At 55.4% G+C, this 23,156-nt stretch carries 22 protein-coding genes; 15 read left to right on the forward strand and 7 right to left on the reverse strand.

Translation table 11 applies throughout. The features are described 5' to 3' along the window. Positions 1 to 62: 62 nt before the first annotated feature. On the forward strand, positions 63 to 971 hold the full coding sequence (gene yegS / locus J7447_RS15975) for a lipid kinase YegS (protein ID WP_286189205.1): 909 nt from the start codon (positions 63 to 65) through the stop codon (positions 969 to 971). A gap of 97 nt (positions 972 to 1,068) precedes the next feature. Next, positions 1,069 to 1,803, forward strand: a complete 735-nt coding sequence (locus J7447_RS15980) for a hypothetical protein (RefSeq protein WP_209170204.1) — start codon at positions 1,069 to 1,071, stop codon at positions 1,801 to 1,803. Between the two features lie 39 nt (positions 1,804 to 1,842). On the opposite strand, the gene J7447_RS15985 is transcribed toward J7447_RS15980, so the two are convergent. Continuing rightward, a complete protein-coding gene (locus J7447_RS15985; protein ID WP_209170205.1) occupies positions 1,843 to 2,586 on the reverse strand; it encodes a hypothetical protein in 744 nt (247 codons plus the stop codon). A gap of 398 nt (positions 2,587 to 2,984) precedes the next feature. On the opposite strand from J7447_RS15985, the gene gmd reads away from it, so the two are divergent. The 7 genes from gmd (at position 2,985) to J7447_RS16020 (ending at position 9,610) form a co-directional block, all read left to right on the forward strand. Further along, positions 2,985 to 4,025: a GDP-mannose 4,6-dehydratase gene (gene gmd, locus J7447_RS15990; protein WP_209170206.1), complete on the forward strand. Its 1,041-nt coding sequence runs from the start codon at positions 2,985 to 2,987 to the stop codon at positions 4,023 to 4,025. Positions 4,026 to 4,054: 29 nt separating this feature from the next. After that, the gene (locus J7447_RS15995) at positions 4,055 to 4,978 is read left to right on the forward strand and encodes a GDP-L-fucose synthase (RefSeq protein ID WP_209170207.1); all 924 of its coding nucleotides are present in this window, start codon (positions 4,055 to 4,057) and stop codon (positions 4,976 to 4,978) included. Between the two features lies 1 nt (position 4,979). Further along, on the forward strand, positions 4,980 to 6,149 hold the full coding sequence (locus J7447_RS16000) for a DegT/DnrJ/EryC1/StrS family aminotransferase (protein WP_209170208.1): 1,170 nt from the start codon (positions 4,980 to 4,982) through the stop codon (positions 6,147 to 6,149). 103 nt (positions 6,150 to 6,252) lie between these two features. Beyond that, positions 6,253 to 7,242, forward strand: a complete 990-nt coding sequence (locus J7447_RS16005) for a glycosyltransferase family 10 (protein ID WP_209170209.1) — start codon at positions 6,253 to 6,255, stop codon at positions 7,240 to 7,242. A 13-nt stretch (positions 7,243 to 7,255) separates the two neighbouring features. After that, positions 7,256 to 7,816, forward strand: coding sequence for an antibiotic acetyltransferase (locus J7447_RS16010; RefSeq protein ID WP_152533246.1), 561 nt, complete (start codon positions 7,256 to 7,258; stop codon positions 7,814 to 7,816). Positions 7,817 to 7,947: 131 nt separating this feature from the next. Beyond that, positions 7,948 to 8,703, forward strand: coding sequence for a glycosyltransferase family 25 protein (locus tag J7447_RS16015; RefSeq protein ID WP_209170210.1), 756 nt, complete (start codon positions 7,948 to 7,950; stop codon positions 8,701 to 8,703). Between the two features lie 49 nt (positions 8,704 to 8,752). After that, positions 8,753 to 9,610 (forward strand): alpha-1,2-fucosyltransferase, encoded by an 858-nt coding sequence (locus J7447_RS16020; RefSeq protein ID WP_209170211.1) that lies wholly within the window; start codon positions 8,753 to 8,755, stop codon positions 9,608 to 9,610. A gap of 60 nt (positions 9,611 to 9,670) precedes the next feature. Here the strand turns inward: J7447_RS16020 and J7447_RS16025 are convergent, their stop codons facing one another. From J7447_RS16025 to J7447_RS16035, 3 genes are read right to left on the reverse strand one after another with little or no spacing between them, the layout of a single operon-like run. Next, the gene (locus tag J7447_RS16025; RefSeq protein WP_209170212.1) at positions 9,671 to 10,510 is read right to left on the reverse strand and encodes an FkbM family methyltransferase; all 840 of its coding nucleotides are present in this window, start codon (positions 10,508 to 10,510) and stop codon (positions 9,671 to 9,673) included. A gap of 37 nt (positions 10,511 to 10,547) precedes the next feature. Then, positions 10,548 to 11,609, reverse strand: a complete 1,062-nt coding sequence (locus J7447_RS16030; RefSeq protein ID WP_209170213.1) for a glycosyltransferase — start codon at positions 11,607 to 11,609, stop codon at positions 10,548 to 10,550. Further along, positions 11,599 to 12,546, reverse strand: a complete 948-nt coding sequence (locus tag J7447_RS16035; RefSeq protein ID WP_209170214.1) for a glycosyltransferase family 2 protein — start codon at positions 12,544 to 12,546, stop codon at positions 11,599 to 11,601. The genes J7447_RS16030 and J7447_RS16035 overlap by 11 nt, the downstream gene beginning before the upstream one ends. Positions 12,547 to 12,730: 184 nt before the next feature. On the opposite strand from J7447_RS16035, the gene J7447_RS16040 reads away from it, so the two are divergent. The 6 genes from J7447_RS16040 (at position 12,731) to J7447_RS16065 (ending at position 19,154) form a co-directional block, all read left to right on the forward strand. Beyond that, complete coding sequence (locus J7447_RS16040) at positions 12,731 to 14,359, forward strand: long-chain fatty acid--CoA ligase (RefSeq protein ID WP_022999219.1); 1,629 nt, start codon at positions 12,731 to 12,733, stop codon at positions 14,357 to 14,359. Beyond that, positions 14,349 to 15,167 carry an SDR family NAD(P)-dependent oxidoreductase gene (locus J7447_RS16045; protein ID WP_209170215.1) on the forward strand — a complete coding sequence of 273 codons (819 nt, stop codon included), beginning with the start codon at positions 14,349 to 14,351 and terminating at the stop codon, positions 15,165 to 15,167. The genes J7447_RS16040 and J7447_RS16045 overlap by 11 nt, the downstream gene beginning before the upstream one ends. Next, positions 15,168 to 15,665, forward strand: coding sequence for a MaoC family dehydratase (locus J7447_RS16050; RefSeq protein WP_082809868.1), 498 nt, complete (start codon positions 15,168 to 15,170; stop codon positions 15,663 to 15,665). Next, entirely contained in the window at positions 15,659 to 16,645 is a 987-nt protein-coding gene (locus tag J7447_RS16055; RefSeq protein WP_209170216.1) for a nitronate monooxygenase family protein, read from the forward strand. The genes J7447_RS16050 and J7447_RS16055 overlap by 7 nt, the downstream gene beginning before the upstream one ends. Before the next feature lie 9 nt (positions 16,646 to 16,654). Then, positions 16,655 to 17,890: an acyl-CoA dehydrogenase family protein gene (locus tag J7447_RS16060; RefSeq protein ID WP_209170217.1), complete on the forward strand. Its 1,236-nt coding sequence runs from the start codon at positions 16,655 to 16,657 to the stop codon at positions 17,888 to 17,890. A gap of 235 nt (positions 17,891 to 18,125) precedes the next feature. Beyond that, entirely contained in the window at positions 18,126 to 19,154 is a 1,029-nt protein-coding gene (locus tag J7447_RS16065) for a phosphotransferase family protein (protein ID WP_209170218.1), read from the forward strand. Between the two features lie 108 nt (positions 19,155 to 19,262). Here the strand turns inward: J7447_RS16065 and J7447_RS16070 are convergent, their stop codons facing one another. From J7447_RS16070 to J7447_RS16080, 3 genes are all read right to left on the reverse strand, one after another. Further along, positions 19,263 to 21,377, reverse strand: coding sequence for a 3-hydroxyacyl-CoA dehydrogenase NAD-binding domain-containing protein (locus J7447_RS16070; RefSeq protein ID WP_209170219.1), 2,115 nt, complete (start codon positions 21,375 to 21,377; stop codon positions 19,263 to 19,265). Positions 21,378 to 21,476: 99 nt separating this feature from the next. Next, positions 21,477 to 21,941, reverse strand: coding sequence for a tRNA (N6-threonylcarbamoyladenosine(37)-N6)-methyltransferase TrmO (gene tsaA, locus J7447_RS16075; RefSeq protein ID WP_209170220.1), 465 nt, complete (start codon positions 21,939 to 21,941; stop codon positions 21,477 to 21,479). Positions 21,942 to 21,987: 46 nt separating this feature from the next. After that, on the reverse strand, positions 21,988 to 22,896 hold the full coding sequence (locus tag J7447_RS16080; RefSeq protein ID WP_228148080.1) for a helix-turn-helix transcriptional regulator: 909 nt from the start codon (positions 22,894 to 22,896) through the stop codon (positions 21,988 to 21,990). Between the last annotated feature and the right edge of the window lie 260 nt (positions 22,897 to 23,156).

Genomic DNA, 23,156 nt, shown 5'->3' on the forward strand with positions numbered 1-23,156 from the left:
GCCATGCCTGATGGCAATTTTCCCTGCTCTTGTAGGAAAGCAGCAGGGACAAGGAGACGTAATTGGAAAAGCATCATCTGCGCCTGATCCTCAATGGCAAGTCCGCCGGCCGCGACGATGTTCGCAGTGCGGTGGAGGCCGTACGGTCCATGGGCCACAATGTCTCCGTTCGCGTGACCTATGAGGCCGGCGATGTCGAGAGACTGGTTCACGATGCCCTGCGCGATCACGAGAGCGAGCGGATCGACACGCTTGTCAGCGGCGGAGGCGATGGCACCTTGAACGAGGTTCTGGATGCGGCCCTGCATGATTTGCCCGAAGGGGAAAAACCTCCTTTTTCATTTGCGGTTCTGCCTCTGGGAACGGCAAATGATTTTGCCAATCACATTGGCCTTGATCCGGCGGACATCACCTCCTGCCTGCGGTTTGCCGTGCGCGCATCCGCCAAACCGACCGACATTGGCGAGGTCAACGGCTGTGTGTTCATCAACATGGCGACTGGCGGCTTCGGTTCACAGGTGACATCACAGACTGACCCGAACCTGAAGCGCGTTCTTGGCGGGGCTGCCTATCTCTTCACAGGTCTGCAGCGGTTTTCGGAACTTTCAGCCTGCGAAGCACGTATCGAGGCGGACGATTTCTCCTGGGAGGGCTCGTTCCTGGCCCTCGCCGTGGGCAATGGCCGCCGCGCTGGCGGCGGCATTCGGCTGTGCCCCGATGCCAAGCTTGATGACGGCTTCCTCGATCTGACCATCGTTCCCTTCCCGCAGACGGGCAAGGTGATCGACCTTTTGTCGGTGCTGCTGGACAGCGGCGTTGACGACATCAACGGCGGCCCGATCCAGCGCAAGGTGCGCAATCTGAAAATCGAGACCCAGCAGCCCGTGCAGTTCAATCTGGACGGCGAGCCGATGAATGGACAGTCCTGGCAGATTGGGATAAGGCACCACCAGATCGACCTGAGGCGCTGACGGTCGCCGCGCCCGGCAGCAGGCAGAAACGACGTCTTTCCGTCAGCCGTGCAAGGTGCGGGAAGGCGTGGGGCACGGCTTTCAAGAGACGGACAGCATGGACGAATACCAGCTCAAGAATTTCCTCAAGTTCGCGCCTGCCAGGCTGGGGCTGGTGCCGAAGAAACACCTGCTCGTCCACATTCCCAAGAACGGCGGCATGTCGGTGCGCCATGCCAAGGCGCTGGAAGGCAATCTGGTTCTCGCCAACCGGCGCCGCCTGAAAAGCAAGGCTTATGCAAACGCGCTGATGACCTTCATGAAGGATCGCGGGCTTCATCCGGGCTACGAACATGCCCGGCTGCGGGATATCGACCTTTCGGTGCGTGCTGGCACGGTGCCTTTTGCGGTTGTTCGCAACCCCTGGGCACGGACTTTTTCCAGATTCAAGTTCTACCTACAGACAAGCGGATCCCACGAGGCGGAATTCGATCTGACGGTGAAGGGGTTCGAGGAATTTTTGGAGACGCGCCACGAGTGGGGCAAGGTTGATTTCTTCTGGCACCGCGCCTCGCTCGGCTGGTACCCGCAAAGCGACTATGTGATCGACGAGAGGGGGCAGGTGGCGGTCAATATCCTGCGTCAGGAAAAACTGGGTCCGGAACTGGCAAGATATCTTGGGGCAGATGACACGCTCGAACAGCGCAATATCTCCCGCAATGCCCGTGCCGACCAGCGAAAATTCTACACCGATAGGAATATCGAGATCGTCGCCGACTGGTACAAAACCGAAATCGAACTGTTCGGCTTCGATTTCGATACGCCGGCAACACGGAACGTCTTTTTCAGCTGACCTCAGTGCGACAGTATTTTGTGTGCTTCAAGATGCGCCTTACTCTGTCCGGCTCCAGACACTGTTTCCATCGATAACTTCCTTGGTTATCCCAAGTGCATCGCGGTGTTCCCGGCCGATGTCGATCGCCACATATTCCCGCCGCGCGCCGATGAACCTGTTCCTGAATTGTGCGGTAAAGGCATTCAGGTCTGGGTTCATGTAGTTCAGCTGTTTTTCCGGATCGAGTGTCTCATCCATCAGCTCGGCACATCTTGCAGCGAAATCGCTGCGCAGGAAGGAGGGGCTGGTTCCGAAGATCGGCCGCTTCTTGTTGAGACCCTTGCCAAGATCCATTCCGAGGAATGTCCTGCGGCCGGGTTCATAATGATAGAAGGACCGGTAGCCCCAGTTCTTTTCCCGGGTCATCAGGCTGATCTGGCGAACGTTGCGTGTCATTGCCTTTCTGACTTCTTCGGGACGGACCTCCCGGTTCAGCACCCAGTCGTCTTCCAGGTGGAAGCACCAGTCCGCAGCCGGCTGTCGCCAGAGCCAGCGGATTGCTTTTGTAAAGTGAGGCTTGTCAGGCTTGCGGGTGACGACATTGGCGAAATGCTGTTTGCAGATCTCCTCGCTGGCATCAACCTCCACAGGTCCGCCTTCAAAGGGATCGATGTTGACGTAAAGCGTTCCGATCTCGAAATGCCTGAACAACCGCTGTGAAAAGCTTGCCAGAGTTTTCTCCAACAACGCAGGCCTTGCCCCCGAAACGAGGAGTACGTCGATTTTCACTGCGTCTGTCATCAAACCTGTCTGCAAATGAAGCCGGAAGTGACCACCTTTAATCCACCCGTACTTGAAATCGCCTGAATTCGCCTGGCGGCTCGTTGCCGTCGCGGTTATGCCAAGCCATCAGCCCGAACGCCAGTGATCTTTGACCTGCGCGTTGCCATATCATTATGACTTTTGCTGTTGCCAGTGCATGTTCAACGCACTCGGAGGTCAGGGTTCTCTTTCTTTTGATTTTGGAACCGACTATAACGCCCGGAATCTTCGGTGCGAATTGAGGTGCCGGTCGGACGCCAGCGAATGACCCACCGTTTGCGAACTCTGTCAAACACCAGCGCCGCAGAAATGAAACTCACGTCCGCATTGCTTCTTGAAGAAGCACTCACGGAACTGGAATGAGACAAAAGGGTACAATGCAAAAAACAGCTCTCATCACGGGGATCACTGGCCAGGACGGCGCCTATCTCGCAGAACTGCTGCTAGAGAAAGGCTATACGGTTCACGGCATCAAAAGACGGTCATCGTCGTTCAACACAGGACGGATCGATCATCTCTATCAGGACCCGCACGACCGTGATGTGAAGCTGCACCTGCACTATGGTGACATGACGGATTCCACGAACCTCATCCGCATCATGCAGGAAACGCAGCCGGACGAAGTCTATAACCTCGCCGCGCAGAGCCACGTTCAGGTATCCTTTGAGACCCCGGAATATACGGGAAACGCGGACGCCCTCGGTACCCTGCGCCTGCTCGAGGCCATCCGGCTTCTTGGATTGAGCGAGAAAACGCGCTTCTACCAGGCATCCACGTCTGAGCTCTACGGAAAGGTACAGGAAGTTCCGCAGTCGGAAACCACTCCTTTCTATCCAAGAAGCCCCTATGCCGCGGCAAAGCTCTACGCCTATTGGATCGTCGTCAACTACCGCGAAGCCTACGGCATGCACGCTAGCAACGGCATCCTCTTCAACCACGAAAGCCCGATCCGCGGCGAAACCTTCGTGACCCGCAAGATCACCCGCGCCGCCGCCTCGATCAAACTGGGCCTTCAGGACAAACTCTACCTTGGTAACCTGGACGCCGAACGGGATTGGGGGCATGCAAAAGACTACGTCCGCGGCATGTGGCTGATGCTGCAGCAGGACAAGGCGGATGATTATGTTCTGGCGACGGGCAAGACTACCTCGGTGCGTGATTTTGTTAATTGGTCATTCTCTGAAGTGGATATTGCGTTAGTTTGGCAAGGTTCCGGGGTAGATGAAAAAGGGATCGATGTGGCAACCGGAAAGGTTGTTGTTGAGATCGACCCTCGGTACTTCCGTCCGACCGAAGTCGATCTACTGCTTGGTGATGCCACGAAAGCATTCGAAAGACTGGGCTGGAAGCATGATCGAAGTGTTCGCGATCTCATTTCGGAAATGGTTACAAGCGATCTTCGGGAAATGAAGCCTTAGCCTTAAATGCTTCAGGGATTCAGACTATAATGCCAAGAGTTTTGCTGACCGGCGGTTCCGGTATGGTTGGGAAGAATTTGCTCGCGCATGAGCGACCCGACAACCTTGAATTTATTTCTCCCGACAGCTCGAAACTCAATCTTCTGGATTTCGACCAAACCGAAGCTTTTCTGAAGCGAGAGAAGCCGGACATCATTGTGCACGCCGCCGGCGTCGTTGGCGGAATTCAAGCCAATATCGCGAGCCCAGTCCGCTTTTTGACCGACAATTGGAATATGGGCAGCAACTTGATTACGGCTGCTCGGTCTGCAGGTGTTCCTCAACTCCTGAATATCGGCAGTTCTTGTATGTATCCCAAGGATTTGGACACGCCCCTCAAAGAAGCTCAAGTTCTCAGCGCCTCATTGGAACCCACCAATGAGGGCTACGCTCTTGCCAAGTGTGCCGTTGCAAGGCTTTGCGAATACATCGTTCGTGAAACGCCAGAGTTTCAATATAAAACAATAATTCCATGCAACTTGTATGGACGCTTCGATAAATTTGATCCTGCTGTCTCCCATTTGGTCCCTGCTGTCATACGCAAAATTCATCAGGCAACACTTGCCAAAAACAAAACGGTTGAGATCTGGGGAACAGGAGAAGCGCGCAGAGAATTCATGTTTGCAGAGGACTTGGCGGACGCAATAGTTTTCATATTGGGTAAGTTTGAGAAGCTGTCGACGGTAGCAAATGTTGGTGTTGGAAAAGACTTCACCATTAATGAATACTACAAAATAACATCTAATGTTATAGGCTATTCCGGCAAATTTACGCATGATCTGACCAAGCCGGTAGGCATGAAGCGAAAATTGCTAGATGTTAGCCTGCAGTCCGAAATGGGCTGGAAACCCAAGACGAGCCTGAATGACGGTATTCGCCAGACCTACGAATATTTCTTGTCCCTTGGAGAATGAAATGAATTACCCACTAGCAAGTACAACCTGGGACGAGCGTGAATATGAGGCGCTTCAGCGAGTAATTGAGTCCGGCATTTTCACAATGGGGAAAAAAGTCGCTGAGTTTGAACAGGAATTTGCAAGATTTGTAGGCAGCAATCATGCAGTCATGGTCAATTCCGGCTCTTCTGCAAATTTGCTCATGGTTGCGGCGTTGCGATATAGGTCGAACGCACCCATTCTGCCGGGCACGGAAGTAATTGTCCCCGCAGTGTCTTGGAGTACCACCTACTATCCCCTTTATCAGTATGGGCTGAAACTTAGGTTCGTTGACGTCGACGCTGAAACTCTGAATTACGACCTGGAACAGTTGGAAGAGGCAATCACCCCCGCAACTAAAGTCATCATGGTTGTAAATCTACTCGGAAATCCCAATGACTTCGCAGCTATAAACAAAATTGTCGAAGGCAGGGACATCTTGCTACTAGAAGACAATTGCGAGTCTTTAGGTGCACTTTTTGATGGCAAACAAGCTGGTACGTTCGGACTCATGGGAAGTTACAGTTCGTTCTTCAGCCATCACATCTCCACAATGGAAGGTGGCTTGATCACTACCGACGACGAAGAATTATATCATATTCTTCTTTGCCTTCGTGCACACGGTTGGACGCGTAACTTACCAAAAGAAAATCATGTCGCCCCAATGAGCGATAATCCTTTCGAGGAATCGTTCCGGTTCATTTTACCTGGTTACAATGTACGCCCTTTGGAGATGAGTGGCGCAATAGGGCTTGAACAACTTAAGAAGCTTCCAGACATGGTGCTTGAGCGTCGGAGGAATGCTGAAAAGTTTCGTGATTTTATGGAAAAATATCCATTCCTGAGAATTCAACGGGAAATTGGCCAGAGCAGCTGGTTTGGGTTCGCATTCACCGTCAAATCAGACATGGGCTATGATCGAGGGCAGATCATTGCTGCAATGAACAAGTCAGGTATCGAAGTGCGCCCCATAGTGGCGGGTAACTTTACGAAAAACGAAGCGATGAAGTGGTTTGACTATTCAATTTATGGCGAGCTCAAAAATGCAAATGAACTAGACCGCCATGGTTTCTTTATCGGAAATCATCATTATCCGATGAATGAGGAGTTGAATCTACTGGAATTGGTTTTAAAACAAATAAACAAATAGAAGAATTTTTAAATATGTAAAAGCATTGAATGTTTTTTTGGGGGGGGGTATAGAGCATGTATTATACTAAATAATCTAACTCAAGTTTCTGTTGGGGCCAATAATGAAAACTGCTGGTTTCTTATCTTCTGCTCAAAATTGGCATTGGGAACGACAATTTCCACAGTCTATCCCTGTTTGGGGTGACATTGAATTCATATTTTCAGGTGATTTCGAAAAATGCGATGTGTTGATTGTATTTGATGGTCTCCCTGATCATTATTGTGGAAATATTAGTGCGAAAAGTTGTGTATTCGTTGCTTCGGAACCTGCTAACGTCAAGACATATGAAAGTGAATTTCTGTCACAGTTTGATCTCGTTTTAACAACGGATAGAAGCTGCAAACATGGAGCTGTGCAATTCGGCCAAACTGGCTTGCCTTGGTTGGTTGGAGCTTGGTCAAACCAAGGTGCGTTACTGAAAAAGCCTTTGAATTTTGATTTTTTTGAAAATTTTTCACCTAAGAAAAGTAAACTTGTGTCCGTAGTCTCATCGGATAAAGCCTTCACGGAGGAACATAGAGCAAGGTTGCAATTTGTAGAAGCATTGAAGGAGTATTTTGGAGAAAAAATTGATTACTTCGGCAGGAATATCAATACCTTTCCAGACAAAATGTCTGTCTTGTCAGAATATAAATATCATATAGCTTTGGAAAATTGCGCCATTAAAGACTATTGGACTGAAAAAATATCCGACTCTTTCTTAACGAAGACGCTTCCAATTTATCACGGATGCCCCAACATAAGCGATTACTTTGAAGTAAACTCGTATAAAGAAATAGATGTTTACGATATTCAAAACTCAATAAAGAAAATAGAATTTATAATTAGCAAAGAAGTATCAGAGTTTGAAATCGCTGCTCTTAAAGAAAGCCGCCGAAAAGTTTTATATGAATACAATATATTTTCAGTATTAACTAATATCTTGAAAAGCGCTCAGTTTGCAGGTTGCGGGCCGAGACGGAGAAGGACAATAAACTCTGAAAGATTTTTTCGAAAGAATAAATCTGTATTAAAAAGAATGCGAAAACGCCTCGTGCAGAGATTTTTCTGATGAGGGAGAGGAAATGAAGATTTTTAAAAAACGAAAAACAGTACCTGATCGTTTCCATAGCACAACAAAGATACAAACTAGTGCTCGGATAAGTCGAGATACTGTGGTGGGGAGTTATTGCTACATTGGCGATCGTTGCGATGTTACCAAGGCGACCATCCAGAATTATGTTTCGATAGCAAATAACGTATCTATCGGCGCTGGTGAACATATTTTAAATGAAATTTCTACCAGCAGCCTTTTCTATGATGAGCCGTACAAGTTGCTTACCCAAGGTGATAGTTTAGTTTGCAGCGATGCGTGGATTGCTGTTAATGCGGTGGTCAGGCGCGGTGTAACGATCGGCTTCGGTGCAGTGGTAGGAGCTAGTTCTTTTGTGAATGCCGATGTACCCAATTTTGCAATCGTAGCCGGTTCTCCCGCGCGTATCATTAGATATAGATTTCCACCAAGCATTCAGGCACTAGTTCTGCAAAGTGAGTGGTGGGTTCTAGATTTTGAGGATGCAAAAAAAGCCATTCATGAGATAAAAAGATCAAAACTTTATCAGGATTTTATTGCAAAAAGTCGCTAACGATTAGATTTCCGCATCCTGGAACCTAGTTCAAGGTCGACGTCAAACATTTTTTTGACAGTAGTGAGTGAATTTTATTTTTTTGTGATATCATTTATTTTATGATAAATGCGACGTCCAGAGAATTGTAGATGAATTTTGAAACGAAAACTTATGTTGTGAACTTGAGGCGTTCAAGAGAAAGGCGTCTCGATATGAAAACAAAGCTTGAATCTGAAAATGTGAATTTTGAATTCTTTGAAGCTGTTGATGGTAAATTAGAAAGTCATGAGCTTTTTGAGCGATACGATAAGCGACGTTCTCTAAGAAATCATGGTTTTGAATTGTCTGCAGGAGAACTAGGTTGTTACGCTAGTCATTTCCTATTGTGGGAAAAATCAATTCAAGAAGATATAAATATCCTTATCTTAGAGGACGATATTAATTTATGCCAAAATTTTACTGCGGCAATGGAATTTGCAGAACAGGAAATCAAAAGATTTGGGTTGATTAGATTTTCTGCTCACAAACATAGAAAAATTGCGATTTGCAAAAAATCAGAAACTGGCATGAGAATCGTTCGATTCAAAAGAGGCCCTCATGGTACATCAGCTTATATGATTTCCCCAGTGGCAGCGAAAAAGCTTGTCAATGCTGCAAAGGTTTGGTTTGAACCTGTTGATGTTCACCTAGACCGTTTTTGGAAGCATGGTGTAGGCAGTTTCGGTGTTCAACCATACCCTGTTCACCACATGGAACTGTCTGCGGTTAAATCAGAAATCTGGCAAGGTGAGCGACGAGGAAGTCGGTCAGCTAAGTTTCGTCGAGAGGCCCGGTTAATTCGAATGAAAGATTCGATCCTTAGAAGTTTGGCTAATATTGCCTATACCGGTCGTTGGATAGAGTAGTTAAATTACCCGCTTCGGAAATGATTTTAGAAACTACGAAAGTAAAAAATTGATAATAGTTCGGATAACCGGCGGTCTCGGTAACCAGATGTTTCAGTATGCGTTAGGCCGTTCTCTATCAGAAATATCAGGAAAAAACCTTAAATTAGATATTTCAGCATACCAGACTTATAAAACGCACAATTTTTTACTTGATAAATTAAATACACAGTATGAAATTGTTGCTCAAAAAGAGGTCGAACAAATTTTCGGAGCCAAGAAGAGGATTTCGCTCCCATTCACCTCATCTAGTAAAGTAAAAATTATTAAAGAAACAGAACTATCTTTTAATCCGAATATAATGAACGTAAAAAAAGATGCGTACTTCATTGGATATTGGCAAAGTGAAAAATACTTCAAAAATATTAGAAGTAAAATATTAGAAGAATTCCAGCCAAATGAGAAAATTTCTAAAAAACGAACAGAAATATTGAACGAGATAAAAAGCACCCGTTCACCAATTTCGGTACACATACGGCGTGGGGATTACGTAAGTAATACTAAAGCTAACAATATACATGGAACCTGTGAGCCAGAATGGTACAAATCTGCAGCTAATATTATTGAAAATTACTTTGAAAATGTGACGTACTTTGTTTTTTCTGACGATCCAGATTGGGTTAAAAGAAATATACGTTTTGATCAAAAGGCAATATTAGTTGAGCCGGATGTTGATGGTAAGGATTATGAAGACCTGTATATGATGTCTGCTTGTGATGGTCACATAATAGCCAATAGCACTTTCAGTTGGTGGGGAGCGTGGCTAAACTCGAAGTCTAATAAACGAGTAATTGCGCCTAGTCGATGGTTTAAGTCTCAAACTATTAAAAATGTAGATTTAATACCAGAAGATTGGATTTGTCTGTAGATTGAGAACCTATGTAGTCCAAATTTTATCACTAAGAAGATATCGATATAAATAACATATCTAAAATTTCGAAAATGTATCAAGGTCTCTCACAAACAACGCCGTCAGTCTCTTCGTTGAAATCTTTTCAAACCTGAACCCTCGCTCAATCAGAAAATGGCACACGGCTGGCAGTGTGGGTTCTTTGGTGAGGCCGCGTTCGGGGCCGCAGTCGACGCAGATGTATTGGACGCGATCCAAGATCCTGGCGGCACCTTTGAGGATTTCGGGTTCTGCCCCTTCGCCTTCGATCTTCAATAGTTTGATTGAACGGATGTCATTTTCTGCGCAGTAGTCATCGAGTGTGGTCGTCTCGACCTCGACAACAGAGCCGTAGCCTGAAAACTCGATCAGAGAGGAATCGGCCGTGTCCGACTTTTCGTAGAATTTGAGCGTCGTCTTTTCGTGCCAGAGGGCCCGTTGTTCGACAACACCATCCGGGTTGTTGAGCTGGCAGCAGGCTGCCTCGTCCCGGCCTGGTTCGAAGGCGATGTAGCGGATGGATCTGCCTTCAAGGTGCAATCCGAGGCCGATTTCGCCTATGTTCGCACCACAATCGATGACCACGTCGCCGTCTGAAATCGTTGCCGGGTCGATGAAATAGTCGTCCAGAAGGCCCTTGGTTCTCGGCTGAACACCGTAGCGGTAGAAGCCGACGCGTTCGCTGTGAAGAAAGGAGATCTCTTGGCCCTTATCGTCCCGAACGCGGAAGACCGGCTCATCTGAAACAACCTTGATGTTCCAGCGCTTCTTGCTCCGCAGCGCATTCGAGAACGTGACATACCAATTGAAAAGCTTTGCGAAGGTCTGCCGGTTCGGGTGACGGACGATGAAATTGTATAATCTTTTTTTCTTTTTCATGTTCGCGCCTGCGTGGGTTGCCTTGCGGTAATCGGTGTCAGCTCTCGAAAAGCAGCGTGGAATAGGTCTTGCAAATGGCGTCTTCGGAAAACTGGCCTTCAAGGCGGCGTTTGCCACCGTCAACCAATGCATTTTCCTGATCCGGCTTGCCGAGCAGCTGTTTGACCGACCCCACCAGCCCGTCGACATCCCCGCAGGGGGATAGCAGCCCGGTCTTGCCGTGGTCGATCAGCCAGCTTGGGCCGGGCGAGGCGGTGGCGACAACGGGCAGCCCGGCGGTCCAGCCTTCCAGGACAACATTGCCGAGCGGTTCTTCGTCGGTCGGGCACAGCAGGATATCGGCAGCCTTCAGGAAAGGCGAGGGGTCGCGTTGCCAGCCGAGAAAGTGGACACGGTCCTGAACGCCAAGGTTTGATGCCAGGGCCTTCATGTCGGACATCAGCTCGCCGTCGCCGATCAGCCAGGCATGAACGGTCTCCGGCAGGCCGGCGACCGTTTGAATGGCAAGGTCGAAGCGCTTGCGTTCGACGAAACGGCCAAGGTGGATCAGCACCGTGGCGTCTTCGGGCGTGTTGTAGTCCGCCCGGTCGACCGGCTTCAGATCCGCGGGCAACGGATCGACAAAGTTGCTGATCACATGGGCACGTTCCGCAGGCCAGCCCATTTCGATGGCCTGGCGGATGATCTCCGGCGTGTTGCCGATCAGGTCCTCGACATTGCCATAGGTGTGAAAGCCGTCCGGCCAGTCGCCAAGGCGCAGGAAGGTGCGCATGTTCGGGCCGGGTTTCGGCATCCATTTGCTGGCCGGGCTCATCCAGCCCATGGTGGAACGCGCGCCGAATGCCTTGATCTGGCGGGAAATGTCCCAGCGGATGACATGGCGTTTCAGGTGCGAGCGGCTGAAGGTCATCTCGCGCACATCGCAGTGTCTGGCAAGGTCATCGCGCCAGGGCCGGTCCTTTCGGATGAAGGCGATCTGCTCCACGCCCCGCCGGGCAAGGGCGCCTGTCAGGCGCACGAAGAACCGTTCTGCTCCGCCATCAACGCCAAGATGAATGTGGGCGAGTTTTTTCGGCCGCATCTGCGTGTCAGTGACCATCGATCACATCGTAGTAGTTATGCGCCCGGCCCAGAAGTCCGCGCAGGTTGCCGGAGCCTTTCATGAGACGGATCAGGCCATAGTAGAAGAGTTTCTCGCCGCGCTTTCTGGCGAAGGGTTTCAGCACGAAACCGACGATCGTCGCCAGGAGGCCGAAGAACATGCGCCGCAGGCTTTTGGGGATGAAATGCAGGGCGGCCTTCAGCCGGCCTTCGCGCAGCACGATGTTGAACGCGCCGGAGGTTGCCGCCATGTGCATGCGGCTCAGCAGGCGGCCGGTGGTGACGCGCGAGGCTGGAATGTCCTCCTCGACAAAGGCATCATCCACCCAGATCATCTTTGCGCCCGCCGCGTGGGTGCGGCGGAAGAAGTCGATATCCTCGCTGCCGAAGGTCAGGCGTTCGTCGAACCGCAGGCCAAGACCGTTCCGCGCGATGATACGTCCACTCAGCAACACGTTGTTGGTCGGTGCTTCGGTGATGATCGAGCCGGTCGGCCGGGGCTTCAGGAGCTGCGATTTCCACCAGTGCGGGGCCGGCTTTTCATAAATCCGGCGCACGGGGCCGTTGGCGACTTCGGCCTTGTGTTCCAGGCAGGCGGCCAGAAGTTTCTCGATCCAGTCCGGTTCTGCGCGTTCGTCGTCATCGATCAGCGCCACCCAGTCCGGGGCGTGTTCCAGTGCCGCGTCCAAGGCCGTGTTGCGGGCAAAGGGGATGCCCTTGCGTTTTTCGTGATGGAAGAAAACCGGCAGAGACAGCCTCTTCTTCATATCTTCTGCTGCAGCACCTGTGAAATGCGGCACGGGATCGTTTTCCACAACGACGATCGCCATCTGCGTGTTCGCGGGCGCGATCAGATTGTCGAGGCTATCCAGGCACGCCTGCAGCATTTTCGGCCGCTGCGCGGTGCAAACGGCAATGACCAGTTTCTGGGTCATGAAGGGGTCTCAACCATTCCTCTTGGGTTGGGCAGGGTTTGGCGCATGTGCCTGCCGCTGTCAAAGGGTTTCGGGAAAAGCCATCCGAGGAAATTGACCTTTCCAGCGCGTCAGCCGCGCGCTAGGCTTCTCCTTCAACCCTTTGAGGGACCGTATGAAGCGGCCGTGTTCTGGGAGGAAACACATGAAGGGAATGATGATGCACCGTCCGCTGAAAATCGCGGACCTCATCACCTTTGCAGCGGATACCTATCCGGCCGGTGAGATCGTGTCCGTGAGGACGGAAGGCGATATTCACCGCACCACCTACAAGGAAACCGCCGGCCGGATCGCCCGGCTGGCACATGGTCTGAAGGCACTCGGCATCGCTGAAAGCGACCGGGTGGCGACACTTGCCTGGAATGGCTACCGCCATTTCGAGCTCTATTATGCAATTTCCGGCATCGGCGCCATCTGCCACACCATCAATCCGCGGCTTTCAGCGGAACAGATGATTTATATCGTCAATCACGCCCAGGACCGGGTGCTGTTCGTAGATCTCACCTTCGTGCCGATCGTTGAAAAGCTGCGGCCGCATTTTCCGGCAGATCTGCGGATCGTCATCATGACGGATCGTGCGCATATGCCCGAAACGACACTGGAAGGTGTGCTCTGTTACGAGGAAATCCTTGACGGTCAGCCGGGTGAAATCGACTGGCCGGATTTCGACGAGGATCAGGCCGCCGGGCTTTGTTACACTTCCGGCACGACAGGCAATCCGAAGGGCACGCTCTATTCGCATCGCTCCACGGTGCTGCATGCCTACGACATGTGTGTCACCATTCCCCGGGTCCTCAACGAAGGCTCGCGCATCTTGCCGGTGGTGCCGCTGTTTCACGTCAATGCCTGGGGCTTGCCTTATGGCGCGCCGCTTTCCGGCTCCAGCCTGATTTTTCCAGGCGGAGCACTGGACGGCAAAAGCCTGTTCGACCTGATGGACCGGGAAAAGGTGTTTTCCGCCTGGGGCGTGCCGACTGTCTGGATAGGTCTCATGAACGAGATCCGCCAGCGCGGCCGCATTCCCGAAGGCTTCGGCGATATCGTCGTTGGCGGATCGGCTGCCTCGCGCTCTCTGATCGAGGCCTTCGAAAAACAGGGCATCAATGTCTGCCATGCCTGGGGCATGACGGAAATGAGCCCGCTCGGCACCCAGTGCAACCTGCCGCCGGAGATGGCGGATTTGCCGTTCGACCAGCGCATCGACAGGAAGCAGAGCCAGGGGCGGCGGATCTTCGGTGTCGACATGAAGATCGTCGATGATGCCGGCAATCGCCTGCCGCATGACGGAACGACCCCGGGCCATCTCTATGTGCGCGGCAACACGATCACTTCCGGCTATTACGAGGATCCGGAAGCCTCGAAACCCGTGTTCGACAAGGAAGGCTGGTTCTGCACCGGCGACATAGCCGCCATCAGTCCTGAAGGCTTCCTGACGATCACGGACCGTTCCAAGGACCTCATCAAGTCGGGCGGCGAATGGATCAGCTCGCTCGACCTGGAAAATATCGTCATGTCCCATCCGGGCGTGGCGAATTGCGCGGTGATCGCGGTACCCGATGCCAAGTGGGACGAGCGTCCGCTGCTCATCGTTCAGCCGTCGGACGAGGCGCAGCCGCAGAAGGAGGAGATCCTCTGCCATCTGGCGGAACGGGTCGCCAAGTGGCAGGTGCCGGATGACGTCGTCTTCGTCGATGCATTGCCGATGACGGCAACGGGCAAGGTGTCGAAACTCACCTTAAGAAAACAGTTCCCGGAGGCACCGCATGACGCCTGATCACTTGTTCGGCCTTGGCGGCAAAACGGCACTGGTTACAGGTGGTGCGACCGGGGTCGGCCGAATGGCCGCCGAGGGGCTGATGGCCGCGGGTGCGCGGGTGATGATCGCCAGCCGCAAGTTGGAAGCCTGCCAGGCGGCTGCCGAAGAGCTGAACGCGCTCGGCTATTCCGGAAAGGCGGAAGGCTTTGCCGGGGACGTTGCAACGGAAGAAGGTGTTGCGGCGCTGGTGGGCGAAATCGGCAAGCGCACCGGCAGCCTGGAAATTCTGATGAACAATGCCGGCACAAGCTGGGGCCAGCCGCTTGGCGACTTTCCCTATCACGCCTGGGAACGGGTGATGCGGGTGAATGTCACCGGGTTGTTCCAGCTGACGCAAGGCCTTTTGCCGCTTCTGGAAGCTGGCGCGAGCGACGACGATCCTGCACGGGTCGTCAACGTCGGCTCGGTCATGGGGGAAACGGCCCATGGCGACAGGGCCTACAGCTATGCGGCTTCCAAGGCTGCTGTTCATCATCTGACGCGGATCCTTGCCAAGGAGCTGGCGGCACGGCGCATCACAGTCAATGCGCTGGCCCCGGGACCTTTCGTCAGCAACATGACGGCCTTTGCAACGGCGGACGAGGATGTCCGCTCGCGTGTGGGAGCCCAGGTGCCACTCGGCCGTGTCGGCCGGCCGGAGGATATCGCAGCTGCCATGCAATATCTGTGCGGGCGAGGTGGGGCCTATATCACGGGCGCCATCTTGCCCATCAGCGGTGGTATCAACGTGGAAACCGGGCCAGACCTCTTCCAGGAGGCCTATTGAGTGAGCGCTGATACGCTGTCACGCACCCTTGCCGCAAGCGAGCTGGAAACGCTTGTCGGAACGGAGGTCGGCGTGTCTTCCTGGTACCTGATCGACCAGGCCAGGATAGACGCTTTTGCCGAGGTGACGCAGGACCACCAGTTCATCCATGTTGATCCTGAAAGGGCGGCGGAAACACCTTTCGAAGGTACGATCGCGCACGGGTTTCTGACGCTGTCGCTCCTCTCCGCGATGGGTGTTGAAGCCCAGCCGAAGATCAAGGGCGCAACGATGGGCATCAATTACGGTTTCGACAAGGTGCGTTTTCTTGCACCCGTAAAGGTGGGCAGCCGGGTCCGCGGGCGGTTTGTCCTCGCCCGTCTTTCAAGGCCGAAACCGCAAGAGGTTGATATCGTCTGGCAGTCGACGGTGGAGATCGAGAACGGCAAGCGGCCTGCGCTGGTCGCCGAATGGCTGAACAGGTTCTACCTGGAAGAAGAGGCGGACAAATCATGTTGAAGGCAAGATCCCTTCCCAAGGCTTTGCAGGGTTTGAGGCTTCCGGCTGTCGCGGCACCACTCTTTATCATCTCCTGTCCGAAGCTGGTGATCGCCCAGTGCAAGGCCGGGATTGTCGGCAGTTTTCCGGCCCTCAACGCAAGGGACGAGCCTGGCGGTCCGGTTGTTCTGGAAGCCTGGCTGAAGGAGATCACCGAAGCGCTGGACCGGCACAACCAGGAAAATCCGGATCGGCCTGCCGCGCCTTTCGCGGTCAACCAGATCGTCCACCGGTCCAATGAGCGACTGGAGCGGGATGTCGAAATCTGCACGCGGTGGAAGGTGCCAGTCTGGATCACGTCCATGGGCGCGCGGGTCGAGGTGAACGAGGCGGCCCATTCCTGCGGCGGCATCGCCCTGCATGATGTCATCAACAACACCTACGCAAAAAAGGCCGTCGAAAAAGGCGCCGACGGGCTGATTGCGGTGGCGGCAGGGGCAGGTGGTCACGGTGGCCCGCAGTCACCTTTCGCGCTGGTGCGCGAGATCCGGGAATGGTTCGACGGTCCGCTGCTTCTGGGCGGGGCCATCTCCACCGGCGAAGCGCTGCTGGCGGCCCGCGTTCTGGGTGCCGATTTTGGCTATGTCGGCTCGCCTTTCGTTGCGACGGAGGAAGCCAACGCGGACCGGACCTACAAGGACATGATGGTTGCAGGCGGGGCCGAGGACGTGCTGACGTCCTCGCTCTTTACCGGGCATCCGGCCAACTACCTGAAAGGCTCCATTCGCAAGGTCGGTCTTGATCCCGATCATCTGCCGGACGAGTGGGATGTCAGCGTCATGCCGGACGACAGTCCCAAGCCGAAGGCCTGGCGGGAAATCTGGGGCGCTGGCCAGGGCATCGGCGCGATCAAGTCCGTCGGGCCGGCAGCCGCCGTGGTCGAGCGCCTGGAAACCGAATACCGCGCCGCCATTGAGCGGCTGCGCGCCGATATCTGTTAGGGGGAAGTGATGGATCTTGGAATGACCGACCGGGTGCGGCCGCTGATCGAGCAGGTGCGCCAGATGGTGGAAACCGAAATCGCCCCTCTCGACCGGGAATATCACGAGGAAGTCGGGCGTCACCCGTCCGGTGACCGGTTCCGGATGACGGAGCGCCAGCTTGAAATTCTGAACAGCCTCAAGGCCACGGCCAAGGAACGCGGGCTCTGGAATTTCTGGCTGACGGACAGCGAAAAGGGCTTCGGCCTGACGACCGTGGAATACGCCTATCTGGCCGAGGAAATGGGCAAGGTCGGCATTGCCGCGGAAGTCTTCAACTGCAATGCCCCCGACACGGGCAATATGGAAGTGCTGGAGCGCTACGGCACCGAGGCTCACAAGGAAAAGTGGCTGAAGCCTCTGCTTCGGGGCGATATCCGCTCGGCCTATCTGATGACGGAGCCCGATGTTGCCTCCTCGGATGCCACCAACATCGCGCTGACGGCTGTTCGCGATGGCGATGCCTGGGTGCTGAACGGCGACAAGTGGTGGGCAACGGGTGCGGGCGATCCGCGCTGCGCGCTCTACATAGTCATGGCCGCAACCGATCCGGAAGCCCACAAGCACAGCCGCCATTCCATGTTCCTGATCCCGGCGGATGCCGAGGGCATCGAAGTGCTGCGGCCGATGCATGTCTTCGGCGCCGACGATGCGCCGCACGGCCACATGCATATCCGCTTCACCAATGTGCGGGTGCCGCAGGAAGACCTCGTGCTGGGTGAAGGTCGGGGTTTCGAGGTTGCACAAGGACGCCTCGGTCCGGGCCGCATTCACCACTGCATGCGGGCCATCGGCCAGGCGGAAAAGGCGCTGGAACTTCTGTGCAAGCGAGCCATGGGCCGGGAAGCCTTTGGCAAGAAGCTGATGGATCTTGGCGCCAATTACGACATCATCGCCAATGCGCGGATGGAAATTGAAATGGCCCGTCTGCTCTGCCTCAAGGCAGCCTGGGTGATGGACACACAGGGCACCCGTGCCGCGCAGCCGTGGATCAGCCAGATCAAGGTGGTGGCGCCCCTCACCGCCCTGAAGGTGGTCGACGAGGCCATGCAGGTTCATGGCGCCGCCGGCATCAGCCAGGACTTTCCGTTGGCGGCCATGTGGACACACCTGCGCACTCTTCGCTTTGCCGACGGTCCCGACGCCGTCCACCGTCGCCAGGTAGCGCGCACGGAGCTGCGGAAATATTCCAACGGGAAGCTTTGAGGATGGACTTTCTCCAGCTTTCTATCAGGAGCGACTGCCACGACGCCTTACCTCTCCACCTCCTCATCCTGAGGAAGCGCGCAGCGCTGTCTCGAAGGATGGGCGGCATTCACCGGAACAAGAGACCCATCCTTCGAGACGCCGCTGGCGCGGCTCCTCAGGATGAGGCGGGAGCAAGTGGCGCTTCAGGTTTAAGGCTTGGGGAAAGCCAGGTCCCTTCAGGGACATCCCGCTCATGACCCCGGGCACGGACCTCGACCTCACGGCCTTAGGTAGCTGGCTGGAAGGGGCCCTTCCCGGCTTCAAGGGCCCGCTCAAGGCCGAGAAGTTCAACCGGGGGCAGTCCAACCCCACGTTCCGGCTCGGCGCAGCGTCTGGTGACTATGTCCTTCGCCGCAAACCACCCGGCGTGCTGCTGAAATCAGCGCACGCGGTCGAGCGTGAGTTCCGCGTGCAAAAGGCGCTGGCCGGGTCGGATGTGCCGGTCGCACGCATGCATGTCCTGTGCGAGGACGACAGCGTGATCGGGTCTGCGTTCTACGTCATGGATCTCGTCCGGGGCCGCAATTTCGATGAACCGCGATTGCCGGATCTGGATCCGCAAACACGGCGCGGCATTTACGACGAGCTGAACCGCGTCCTGGCGGCCATCCATGGCATTGATCTGGAAGCGCGCGAGCTTGCCGACTACGGCCCCCGCGGGAATTACTACCGCCGCCAGATCGACCGCTGGACCAAGCAATACCGGGCAAGTGAAACCGGCCCTATTCCCGCGATGGACGAACTCATTGCCTGGCTAGACGCCAATGTGCCCGAAGACGACGGACGGCGCACGCTGGTGCATGGCGACTATCGCATCGACAACCTCTTGTTCGCCGTAGATGGGCCAGCCTGCGTTGCCGTGCTCGATTGGGAACTGTCGACCATCGGCCATCCGTTTGCGGATCTGGCAGCCTTGATCATGCAGTGGCAGCACCCGCCCGGCACCGAAGGCCGGGGGCTGGCCGGCGTTGACCGGAAGTCGCTGGGCATTCCGGAAGACCAGGACTTCATCGACGCATACTGCGCCCGCATGGGGCTCACCGGCATTCCGGGTTTCGGTTTCTACCTGGCATTCGCTTTCTTCCGAATGGGGGCGATCCTGCAGGGCGTCAAGAAACGCGCCCTCGACGGAAATGCCTCCAATCCGGAGCTCGGTCTGAAGCTGGGCGAGAGCGTTCCGCACTACGCCGCTGGCGGCTTGAAGGCGGCCCGACAAGGCTAGACTCCCTCCAGAAAGCCGCAAGAGGCTCGTCCGGGGTGACATCTTGTGTGGTGGCGTATGCTTTTCCTCATCAACACCGCGCGCAGCGGCGCGGCTTGCCGCCCTTAGTCACCCCTTCGCGTTCATCTCCGCAAAGGTTCCACCAGTTTCGGCGATCTGCCGCAGGAGAGCCGGGACTTTCCAGTAGTAGGCGTCTTCCCTGGCATACTCTTCGATCCGGCGAACCAGTTCACCCGCACCGATGACATCTGCCGTGTGCAGCGGGCCGCCGCGGAAACGCGGGAAGCCGTAGCCGTTGAGGAAGACGGCGTCGATGTCGATGGGGCGAAGCGCGATGCCTTCCTCCAGAACGCGCACGGCTTCGGAAATCATCGCGGTCATGAAGCGGCTGACGATTTCATCTTCCGTGAAGCTGCGCGGCGTGACACCGGCCTTCTCCCGTTCCGCGTCGATGATCGCGAGCGCTTCCGGGTTCGGCCGGGAACCCTGATCATCGTAGATGTAGAAACCCTGACCGGTCTTGCGTCCGAACCAGCCGTTTTCGCAAAGACGGTCGGCAATCGGAATGTAGCGTTCCTCGACGGGTCTGGTGGCGGCGCGGCGCTTGTTGGCTGCCCAGCTGATGTCGAGCCCGGCAAGGTCGGCCACCTGGTAGGGCCCCATGGCAAAGCCGAAGCCGCGCATGGCGGTGTCGATCTGTTCCGGCGAGGCGCCATCCATCATCATGTAATCGGCTGCCTTCTTGTAGAAGGTCATGATGCGGTTGCCGATGAAGCCGTCGCAGACGCCCGAGCGCACGGCGATCTTCTTCAGTTTCCTGGCCAGTGCGAAGCCGGTCGCAACCACGTCGTCGCCGGTCTTGTCGGCAACCACCACTTCCAGAAGTCGCATTACGTGGGCGGGCGAGAAGAAGTGCAGGCCGATGACATCCTGCGGACGGGAGGTCGTCGCGGCGATCTCGTTGATGTCGAGATAGGACGTGTTCGAGGCAAGCACGGTGCCGGGCTTGCAGACCTTGTCCAGCGTCTGGAAGATGTCGCGCTTGACGCCCATGTCCTCAAAAACGGCCTCTATGACGAGATCTGCATCCGATAACGCGCCAAGATCCGTCGAGGTGCCGAGTTTTGCGGCCAGAATGTCGTCGCGGCCAGCTTCCGAAAGCTTGCCGCGTTTGACCGCACCGTCAAGGTTCCTGGTGACCGTCGCAACACCGCGGTCAAGTCCGTCCTGGTCGCGTTCGGTCAAGGTTACGGGCAGGCCGGCCAGCAAGATGGCAGTTGCGATGCCGGAGCCCATGGTGCCGCCGCCGATGACGCCAACAGAGTTGATCTCGCGCGCGGTCGCGGTGGCTTCGGGGATCTTGGTGACGGCGCGTTCGGAAAAGAAGGCGTGGATCAGGCCAGCCCGCTGCGGGCTTGCCATGCATTCCTCGTAATGCCGGCGCTCTTCCTTCATGCCGTCGCGGATCGGCAGGTGGCAGGCTTCGACGGCATCGACGCATTTGTGCGGCGAGAACAGCAGCGGCTGGCTCTTGGCGAGCTTTGCCCGCATCGCCTCGATGGCGGCGGGATCCGGTTCGGCGGTCAGATCACCCGTCTTGCGGTTCGGCAGATCACCGGCCAGAAGATCCTTGGCGGAGGAGAGGGCAACGTCACGCGGATCGCCTTCAACGATCCGGTCGATCAGGCCGTTGGCCAGGGCCTCGTCGGCGCTCATCGGCTTGCCGCTGGTAATCATGTCGAGAGCCGTCGCGATGCCCGCAAGCCGGGGGGCACGCTGGGTGCCGCCGGCGCCCGGCAGAATGCCGAGCGTCACTTCGGGCAAGCCCACCTTGGATCCCGTCAAGGCGACGCGCGCGTGGCACGACATGGCAACTTCCAGGCCGCCACCAAGCGTGGTGCCGTGCAGGACGCAGACGATCGGCGTGGAGGCGCTTTCGATGAAGTTGCACAGTTCGGGCAGCCACGGGTCGAGCGGCGGCTTGCCGAATTCGCGAATGTCGGCACCGGCAATGAAGGTCCGTCCCTTCGCATAAAGCGCGATCACCTCAACACCGTCGGTCTGCTGCAGGGTTTCCACTGCCTGCCACAAGCCGGAGCGGATCGCGTGGGAGGCAGCATTCACCGGCGGATTGTCGAGAGCGATGAGGCCGACAGAGCCGTTGATCTCGATCGAGACGACGTCGTTGATACCGGTTTCGCCGGCAGGGGTTTCCGTAGGCATGAATTCCTCCCAGGGCGCCAGTCGGGGCGCGAATTTTGGGCCGGATTGTCAGGTCCGGGCAGAGCTTGTCAAGGTGACCGAAGAGGGCAAGTGAAGTGTTCAGTCCTTCGGCGGTGCTTTCGGTGTGAAAGCACAGCGGTCAGGTTTCAGGTCGATAAGCGGGGTGCCGTCGAGGCAGTCAAGCCCGCGCACGATCAGGTTCGGACCATCGACGGAAACGAGTTTTGCCAGAACGGTGCCGATCGGGTTCGGCCGGACGGGCGAGCGCAGGGCAAAGGTACCGAAAATGTTGTCGCTATGTGCCGGATTCTGGACGATGAGGTCCCGCCGGGCCTTGTCGAGCCAGTAAAGCAGTTCAATCCTGTCGTATTCTTCGATGCCCTTCAGTGCCGGGACCCAGGGCTCGAAAATCTCGATCCGGCACTCCGGTCCGTCCACCTTGCCCTGGCGCGGGCAATCCTTGCGGTCCTTCCAAGGGGTGTGGATCCTGCCGATGAAGAAGAGCCTTGCATCGTCCGGTTCCTCGATTGGAACCGAAATTTCATGCGGGCGGATATCGCTCATCGTTGTCTTTCCTGAATGTATGCCCGAACACTGAAGGCGGCGCGGGTCAAGCGGACAACCAGCGGACGGAGCCGTGGTCGGCCAGGTCATAACCGCCGAGCGCCGCGGCCTTGTCCCGGAACTCTGACGTTCGTGCAAATTCGAACAGCATCTGAACAGGCGGGGTGAAAAAGGAGCGCCGATCGATAAGCAGGTCGAAGCATTCCTCGGCCAGCGGCACGAAGGCCAGCTTGAAAGGTCTTGCCGCGGTTTCGATGCCGAGCGCGGCATCGGCTTCACCGGCGGCAACGGCCGACGCCGCATCGTTTTCCGTGTGGGCGGTGGCAGGGCCGGTGGTCAGATCTGCTTCGCTCAGACCGGCGTCGGCAAGCAATCTGGAAAACAGGAGGGCAGTGCCGGTGCCCGGCTGGCGCATGGCAACGCGCCTGCCTTTCAGATCGGCAACGGATCGAACAGTCGGTGCAGCTTCCCGGGAAACCAGAAGGCCGCGTTTGCGGGATGCCCAGCTGATCAAGACCGCGTCCTTCAGGCCCAGTTCGCTGACTGACGCGACATTCCAGCCGTTTTCTTCCGGCAGATGCAGGCCGGCAAGGGCGGCGTCTCCGGCGGCAAAGCGGTTCAGACCGTCCGCGCTGCCGTTGCACAGCATGGCCAGTCCGCAACCGGAAGCATGAACCGCCCAGTCCAGAAGGGGGTCGTGTGATCCGGCCAGAACGCCAGGGCGTTCCGGTGTCGCGGCGGCAGTCGGACCTTCGATCCAGGACCGCAGTTCGGCTGCGGGAAACAGGAGTTTGCCCGTGATTCGCCGATGCGGGATCTCGTTGGCGGCGGCAAGGTCGTAAACCTTGCGTTCCTTGACCCGCAAAAGGTCGGCCACTTCCTTCGTGGTCAGGAACTGAAGCTGCTGTGTGCCGGTGTCGTGCAAGGTGTTGCCCATGATTGATTCAAGGGACATTATCGGAGGAACTTCCGGGGAGACAAGACTGTCCGGAAAGACTTCGCCTGGTCGGTTTGACGGATAAAGGAAACCGTACCGCCCGGGCCGGATTTTTCTGACCTGATTTTTTAAAAAGCGGAATAAATTTCCTCAAAGTTCGAAAAGAGGAAATCTTTTATTTTTATCTTTTGCCGGATACGAGAGGAATTGTCTCACCTCGCGTGACTTGCTAATGAAGCTTTAATGAAGGCAAAAATGCCTCGTTCAAAGAAGCAGCA

This window comes from Labrenzia sp. R5_0 (genome assembly GCF_017743835.1).
Taxonomy (GTDB): Bacteria; Pseudomonadota; Alphaproteobacteria; order Rhizobiales; family Stappiaceae; genus Roseibium; species Roseibium algicola.

What these genes read in the sequence shown, in the direction of transcription:
- J7447_RS15980 (WP_209170204.1), top strand. Translation starts at nt 1,069, where the DNA reads ATGGACGAATACCAGCTCAAGAATTTCCTCAAGTTCGCGCCTGCCAGG.
- J7447_RS15985 (WP_209170205.1), bottom strand. Translation starts at nt 2,586, where the DNA reads ATGACAGACGCAGTGAAAATCGACGTACTCCTCGTTTCGGGGGCAAGG.
- gmd (WP_209170206.1), top strand. Translation starts at nt 2,985, where the DNA reads ATGCAAAAAACAGCTCTCATCACGGGGATCACTGGCCAGGACGGCGCC.
- J7447_RS15995 (WP_209170207.1), top strand. Translation starts at nt 4,055, where the DNA reads ATGCCAAGAGTTTTGCTGACCGGCGGTTCCGGTATGGTTGGGAAGAAT.
- J7447_RS16000 (WP_209170208.1), top strand. Translation starts at nt 4,980, where the DNA reads ATGAATTACCCACTAGCAAGTACAACCTGGGACGAGCGTGAATATGAG.
- J7447_RS16005 (WP_209170209.1), top strand. Translation starts at nt 6,253, where the DNA reads ATGAAAACTGCTGGTTTCTTATCTTCTGCTCAAAATTGGCATTGGGAA.
- J7447_RS16010 (WP_152533246.1), top strand. Translation starts at nt 7,256, where the DNA reads ATGAAGATTTTTAAAAAACGAAAAACAGTACCTGATCGTTTCCATAGC.
- J7447_RS16015 (WP_209170210.1), top strand. Translation starts at nt 7,948, where the DNA reads ATGAATTTTGAAACGAAAACTTATGTTGTGAACTTGAGGCGTTCAAGA.
- J7447_RS16025 (WP_209170212.1), bottom strand. Translation starts at nt 10,510, where the DNA reads ATGAAAAAGAAAAAAAGATTATACAATTTCATCGTCCGTCACCCGAAC.
- J7447_RS16030 (WP_209170213.1), bottom strand. Translation starts at nt 11,609, where the DNA reads ATGGTCACTGACACGCAGATGCGGCCGAAAAAACTCGCCCACATTCAT.
- J7447_RS16035 (WP_209170214.1), bottom strand. Translation starts at nt 12,546, where the DNA reads ATGACCCAGAAACTGGTCATTGCCGTTTGCACCGCGCAGCGGCCGAAA.
- J7447_RS16040 (WP_022999219.1), top strand. Translation starts at nt 12,731, where the DNA reads ATGAAGGGAATGATGATGCACCGTCCGCTGAAAATCGCGGACCTCATC.
- J7447_RS16045 (WP_209170215.1), top strand. Translation starts at nt 14,349, where the DNA reads ATGACGCCTGATCACTTGTTCGGCCTTGGCGGCAAAACGGCACTGGTT.
- J7447_RS16055 (WP_209170216.1), top strand. Translation starts at nt 15,659, where the DNA reads ATGTTGAAGGCAAGATCCCTTCCCAAGGCTTTGCAGGGTTTGAGGCTT.
- J7447_RS16060 (WP_209170217.1), top strand. Translation starts at nt 16,655, where the DNA reads ATGGATCTTGGAATGACCGACCGGGTGCGGCCGCTGATCGAGCAGGTG.
- J7447_RS16065 (WP_209170218.1), top strand. Translation starts at nt 18,126, where the DNA reads ATGACCCCGGGCACGGACCTCGACCTCACGGCCTTAGGTAGCTGGCTG.
- J7447_RS16070 (WP_209170219.1), bottom strand. Translation starts at nt 21,377, where the DNA reads ATGCCTACGGAAACCCCTGCCGGCGAAACCGGTATCAACGACGTCGTC.
- tsaA (WP_209170220.1), bottom strand. Translation starts at nt 21,941, where the DNA reads ATGAGCGATATCCGCCCGCATGAAATTTCGGTTCCAATCGAGGAACCG.
- J7447_RS16080 (WP_228148080.1), bottom strand. Translation starts at nt 22,896, where the DNA reads ATGTCCCTTGAATCAATCATGGGCAACACCTTGCACGACACCGGCACA.